The sequence below is a fragment of the Rhodovulum viride genome (genome assembly GCF_003265965.1).
Classification (GTDB): domain Bacteria; phylum Pseudomonadota; class Alphaproteobacteria; order Rhodobacterales; family Rhodobacteraceae; genus Rhodovulum; species Rhodovulum kholense.
The window spans coordinates 1-1342 of the sequence record NZ_MUAV01000090.1 but is presented as its reverse complement, the minus strand read 5'-3'; the positions used below and the strand labels follow the sequence as shown (position 1 = coordinate 1342).

The window sequence follows — 1342 nt, the reverse complement described above, 5'->3', positions numbered from 1 at the left end:
AGGTCGAGACCCGGAACGGGCGCCAGCAGAAGAAGCGCGCGGTCTGGGGCCAGCGCCAGGACGCCATTGCCACCATGAACCAGCTCGCCGCGCGCTTCGGCATGACGCCGGTCGACGAGGCGCGGATGAGCGCGGGCGGCCAGGGCGATCTCTTCGGCGAGATCCTGAGGACCCTCGATGGAACCGATTGACCATCCGGTCTCGCGCTATGCGCTCGATGTGATCGAGGGGCGCGAGGTGGCGGGCACGCTGGTGCGGCTCGCCTGCGAACGCCACCTGATGGATCTGGAAACGGGCCGCGACCGCGGCCTCTGGTTCGATTGCAAGGCGGCAAGCCGGGTGCTGAACTTCGCGCGCCTGATCCAGCACACCACGGGTCCGGCGGCGGGTCGGCCGCTCGATCTGACGCCCTGGCAGGTCTTCCGGCATGGCTCGGTCTTCGGCTGGAAACAGGCGGATGGGCTGCGCCGGTTCCGCACCACCTATCACCAGGTCGCGAAGAAGAACGGCAAGACGACCGACACGGCGGTGCCGATGCTCTACACCCAGCTTTTCGACCGCGAGGCGGCGCCGCAAGGCTTCTGCACCGCGACGACGCGGGACCAGGCGGGGCTGCTGTTTCGGGAACTGCGGCGGATGATCAAGGCCGCGCCCGCGCTCTCGGCCTTCATGGATACCGGCAACAAGCACCTGATCTCGACCGCGATCACCAATGGCACGATCCGCACGCTCAGCCGCGACGGCAATTCCGCGGACGGCATCAACCCCAGCTTCGTCGCCCGCGACGAGGTCCACCGCTGGACCGACCGGGAACTGGCCGAGGTGGTGGTCAATTCGATGATCGCCCGCGCCCAGCCCATCGACTGGGCGATCACCACGGCGGGCGCCGACATGGCCTCGATCTGCGGCGAGCTGAGGGAATATTCCGCGACCGTGCTCAGGGGCGATGTCGCCGATGACAGCTTCTTCGCCTATGTGGCCGAGCCGCCCGCCGATTGCGATGTGGGCGACCCGGTGGCCTGGAAGATGGCGAACCCCAATCTGGGGGTGGCCTTCAGCGAAGATCGCTTTGCCGAGCTCTACCGCGAGGCGACGGTGATCTCGGGCAAGATGCCGAACTTCCGGCGGCTGCACATGAACCTCTGGACCGAGGGCGCGCAATCCTGGATCGAGCGCGAGATCTGGGACAAGGGCGCCGAGCCCTTCGCGCCCGAGGCCCTCTATGGCCGCCCCGCCTGGGTCGGACTGGACCTCTCGAAGACGACCGACCTCACCTCGATCTGCGTGGCGATCCCGAAGGACGGGCAGGTGTACCTCATCAGCTATTCCTTCCTGCCCTCGG

2 protein-coding genes are annotated in these 1342 nt (G+C 67.6%); both read left to right on the top strand.

Translation table 11 applies throughout. From position 1 onward, the window contains the following. Positions 1-191 (top strand): P27 family phage terminase small subunit (locus tag BYZ73_RS21095; protein WP_146746391.1); only part of this gene is annotated, 191 nt, incomplete at its 5' end. Beyond that, positions 178-1342 (top strand): terminase large subunit (locus BYZ73_RS21090; RefSeq protein ID WP_112317563.1); only part of this gene is annotated, 1165 nt, incomplete at its 3' end. The genes BYZ73_RS21095 and BYZ73_RS21090, both read left to right, overlap by 14 nt.